Annotated in this window: 3 protein-coding genes and 2 pseudogenes; 3 read left to right on the top strand and 2 right to left on the bottom strand. The window is 57.1% G+C overall.

What is annotated here, in order from left to right:
• Together AC1DSG_RS28065 and AC1DSG_RS28060 are read right to left on the bottom strand one after the other, a co-directional pair.
• The coding region (locus AC1DSG_RS28065) for a DUF1302 family protein (protein ID WP_477793780.1) at nt 1-356 on the bottom strand (356 nt) is incomplete at its 3' end.
• A 132-nt stretch (nt 357-488) separates the two neighbouring features.
• Entirely contained in the window at nt 489-1,055 is a 567-nt protein-coding gene (locus AC1DSG_RS28060) for an RBBP9/YdeN family alpha/beta hydrolase (RefSeq protein WP_477793779.1), read from the bottom strand.
• Between the two features lie 350 nt (nt 1,056-1,405).
• On the opposite strand from AC1DSG_RS28060, the gene AC1DSG_RS28055 reads away from it, so the two are divergent.
• From AC1DSG_RS28055 to AC1DSG_RS28045, 3 genes and pseudogenes are all read left to right on the top strand, one after another.
• A complete protein-coding gene (locus AC1DSG_RS28055; protein ID WP_477793778.1) occupies nt 1,406-2,440 on the top strand; it encodes an AraC family transcriptional regulator in 1,035 nt (344 codons plus the stop codon).
• Nucleotides 2,441-2,860: 420 nt separating this feature from the next.
• Nucleotides 2,861-3,216: pseudogene (locus tag AC1DSG_RS28050) on the top strand (DUF6124 family protein).
• A 301-nt stretch (nt 3,217-3,517) separates the two neighbouring features.
• A pseudogene (locus AC1DSG_RS28045) lies at nt 3,518-4,474 on the top strand (S-type pyocin domain-containing protein); the annotation flags it as partial.
• Nucleotides 4,475-4,527 lie beyond the last annotated feature (53 nt).

Raw genomic sequence — 4,527 nt, 5'->3', positions numbered from 1 at the left:
GTGTTGTCATACGCCTTGTCGTACCAGCTGGCAGCACTGACGCGAAAGCCCATGGCGTTCTTGTAGACCACGTCCATCTCGGTCAACAGGTCGACACGGTTGGTGATGTTGGTTCCGGACTTGCGGAAGTTGTAGTCGCCATCGTTGTTGTTTGGCGTCCCCAACATGCGCGTGTTGGCGCTTTCGGTGCGTACACCGTAGTTGTACTTGACGGTGTTATCGATGCGCGCGGTCCAGTCTGGATTGCCCGTATCCAGTTCAACCGCCTGGGCGGTCGGCATGGAAGCCGCCAGGATGGCCGAAGCCAGCAACGTGTAACGCGAAACCGTGAAGCCTTGACTCTTATTGTTGTGCATTGCGATGTTTCTCCGCCTTTTTGTATTTGTTTTTAAGCGCAGCAGCCCCCACGCATTCCCTTGTACCAGGGACTTGCGCTTCTCAGGAGTGAGGGCAAATGCCGGTTGGCTTACAGCCAGTCGGCGCCTGAACTATCGGTCCAGTTCCAGGATGAGCGCTTCCGCTTCTGGCCAGTGGCCAAATCCTGCAGCCGGGTTGAGATGGCCCACTGCGCCAAAATTGCGTAGTTCGGCACCCCAGCCTTGAGCCATGCGAGTGACGGCGTCCAGGCTGGCAAGGTGATCATTGGTGCTGCCGGCCACCAGGCTTGGGAACGGCAACTGACCTTGGGGTAGCGGATCCCAGCCATGGGCCCGCAGAGATTCGGAAGTGGGGTAGCCTTGCGGCCAGGTAGCCTCGAGGTCTGGTGGCGCGGCCAGCAGAGCGCCCTTGATCGGACGACTGTGCAACGCTGCCCAGTGCGCGACCATCAGAACACCGGCACTGTGGGCGACCAGGATCACCGGTCCTTCGATCTGCTCCAGTTCGTGCTGGATCGCACGAACCCGTGCGGCGCAGTCGAGCTTGTCGGTTTCAAGCGGCGGGACGCTGCGTACTTTGCAGAGTCGGGCTTCAAGCAATGTCTGCCAATGCTCGGCCACATGCTCACGCAAGCCCGGCACGATCAAAACGGTTGCGACAGTATTCAGTTTGTCCACGTCAGCACCTACGCTTTCTCGATGACTCGACTGACTCGTTGGTCAGAGATTTTTGTTGTGCTGACATTAAAGTTCCCCCACCCCTAGCGCTTTTCATTGGACGTCAGCCACTTTTCTTTTCATGACAAATTTCACTGGGCCGACATGAGGTGCCCGCTGGTCGAAAATCACAACGGGTTTGCTCAAGGCCACTGTAATCAATACGTGAACAGTTTTATCTCGATGAGACGGGGCTATTAGAGGAACACCGAGCGCACGCCGGCGCTTACGCACAACTTTCCATTTCATGACGCGCTGGATATAGTCGCCACGCTCATTTCCAACCTAACCGGCCCAGGGAAGACCCACGCATGACCAAGCTTGTTCGCGCAGCTGTCTTGACCAACTACCTGGAGGTCACCCAGTACCTGGGGTTTAACCCGCGCGATGTACTGGAAGCCAGTGGTTTGAGCAGGGCTCAGTTGTTAGCACCTGAGCATCGGATTCCCATCGATTCCGCCGTGCGCGTGCTGGAAGACTCAGCCGCCGCCAGTGGCTGCCAGAGCTTCGGCCTGAGCATGGCCGAGTCGCGCCACCTCTCGGACTTCGGGGTGGTCAGCCTGCTGCTCACTCACCAGCGTACGCTGCGAGAAGCCTTTGAGGTCGTGGCGCATTACCGTCACTTGATGAACGACTCGCTGGCCATCTTCATTGAAGAGGCCGGCAAGATGGTGATCATTCGCGAAGAGGTGGTGACTGACACGCCTATGCCCTGCCGGCAAGCCAACGAACTGGCCATCGGCGTGATGTTCCGTTTGTGCGCGGCCTTGCTCGGGGCACACTGGAGCCCCTACAGCGTCAATTTTACCCACCAGCCGCCGGACAACCTGCAACTGCATCGCCGCCTGTTCGGCTGCAAGATGGAGTTCGGCAGCGAGTTCAACGGCATCGTCTGTTCCAATGCCAGCCTGGACGTGACCAACCCCCATGCCGACCCGGCCATGGCACGTTACGCACAGAGTTACCTCGACTCATTGCTGAGCGATGAAGGACCGTCGTTGCTGTTCGAGGTGCGCAAGGCCATTTACGTGCTGCTGCCAATGGGGCGCGCCACCATTGAGCAGATCGCCCAGACTCAGGGCATGAACGTACGGACCCTGCAGCGTCGTCTCAAAGATGACGACTGCGCCTTCAACGACCTGATCAACGACGTGCGCCGCGATCTGGTCCTGCGTTACCTGGAGAATCCGAATTATTCGCTGGGGCGTATCGCCGACATGCTCGGGTATTCCATGGCGAGCTCCTTCACACGCTGGTTCATCACCCAGTTCGGCATGCCGCCTGCCACCTGGCGCGCGCAAAAGCAAACCACCACAAAACCCGTCTCTGGTCACAACGAATCCTGAGCCTGCCAAACATTCGAGTTCCCGCAGTGGGAGAACTCGGGGTTTTAAACGTCGCCCGAAAGGGCTTGTTTAAAACCCGTCCAGGTTACGTCCTGAAAGCCACAAAACCTTGCGCCGTTGCCTACGGCTACGCCAGAATCCGCCGGCTTGTGCGCCTTGGGGCCGCTCGGTAACTTGACTCGTGTCACTGCCCATCAGTGATCGGGTTTCGCAGCCCGGGTAATCTCTAGACGCACAACGTCTACCGTCCATGAGCAGATGCTTCGTCAGGTTTGTTTCTCATGTCATGGCGGCTGTGCGTGGGAGACCTTCGGGTCTGCCGGGTTCCTAGAGTCCTGGTCTGCGAACCCGCGTACAGTTGCCACCTTATTTTCGTTTCGCAGCGAATCGTGGCAGCTCCATTTCTCTAGGAGTTTCACCATGTTCAAGGTAACGCCCAATCCGCCAGACACCGATCCGGCTTCCCCCGTATGAACCCGATTCAAAAAAAACTCAACGAGGCCGCCGAGCGCGCGCTCAACTTCCACATCCCGTCGAATGCCGACATCAAAGCCACCGCGCGCAAACCCAGCAAGCTGTTTGCCGTGAACCCGGAGGCGACAGCAGAAACCCTTGGCGTGTTTTTGGTTGAAACGCTGGCGGCGATCGATGTGATGGTCCATCACTTGCATTTGGAGGGTGAGTCGCGCCACGCCCTGCTGGGGATTTCCAACAGCATCATGGTGGCGGAGATCACGGCGATCCGAGTGCTGGATAAAATAGAGCCCAACGTGTAACCGCAGCCCTGTGGCGAGGGAGCWTGCTCCCTCGCCACAGGTTGCTCATCAACCTAGCTGTTTTAAAGAGTACGAACGATATATTTAAAACAGATCCGCCCCCTTAACTCGCCTCGTATGTGAACTCCGAATCCTCCGCTTGCGTTATGGCCAACTCAGTGGCGTCACCCCACTCATGCAGCCACTGACGACTTTTCATAAACTTTGGGAATCGTCCTGCAGACATAGCAAACACCCGTGAAGTAGCGTCCTGTCGCACTTGAATGGCGAACATGGATCGTCAATTTGCACAGGGGGTGTTATGGCGGTTGAAAACCTTTTCCCGAGTTATAAGGGATGTAACGGGATAGACGGAAACAGGCTACATGCCGAGGCGACAGAGGAAGCACTGGCGGCTTGGGGCAGAACACTGGCGGCGAACGAAAGGAACGAGCGGGAAGCTGACGCACGTAGGAATACGATCAAGAAGCGGGATGAAGTGGCCCCACGCGGATGCGTCTTCGCCAAGAGTTGCACACTGCCAGATGGGACCATTAACTACATCAGTCCCAGCGGAGCCATTCCCACCGATCCGATTAGCCAATATGGCGAGTTTGYCTTGCTGGGTGGCCGTGAAACGGATACACAAGGAAACATTCCCCTCAAGAAAATCAGTGGAGCCCTACCCGCCTCACTTGGAACACTTCTATTAGGCGGCGGTGTCGCTGCGACTGCTGGCGGTGTGTCTTGTGGTGGTCTTTGCACGGCTGGCGCTGTGGCTTCCGGGGCTACCACTGGCGTTGCTGCTGGAGCATTGGCGGGATTTGTTGCATTGCTGTGGCCATCCAGCTTGGGCGACAGCAGCCTATATACAGAAGAACAGCTCCAGTCACTCAAGCAAGCTCGCACACGTGTCCGCCTGCACGTCGAACAACAAGCCGATGGTACCTTGAAAGGATACGGGTACAACACCCAGAAGCGCCGCGACTGGGAAATGATTCCCGTAGTGCAGTTCGTTGCCCAAGGCTCCCAGCAAGTGGCTGACTTTGGTGACGGCGTAACCTTGATATGGACACCAGCCGCTGACCCGTCCAGCATTTTAGGAATTCCAGCGTTAGAAGGCGCACCACAGGCGCCACAGATTTGGATTTATCCGCCCACCGAACAGGCTGATAACATCATTGTCAGTCCGATCTACCCGGACACTTACAAAGATTTCATTCTGGTGTTCCCGGCTGATTCTGGAGTGCAGCCGTTGTACATCGTGATGAATGTCCGCCTTGATCTCTGGAGTGCAGCCGTTGTACATCGTGATGAATGTCCGCCTTGATC

This window comes from Pseudomonas sp. P5_A12, assembly GCF_056400685.1.
The sequence above is the reverse complement of the archived record's forward strand: the minus strand, read 5'-3'. Positions and strand labels throughout refer to the sequence as shown.

Bases quoted from the DNA above. Each gene is read 5' to 3' on its own strand.
- AC1DSG_RS28055 (WP_477793778.1), top strand. From the start codon at position 1,406: ATGACCAAGCTTGTTCGCGCAGCTGTCTTGACCAACTACCTGGAGGTC.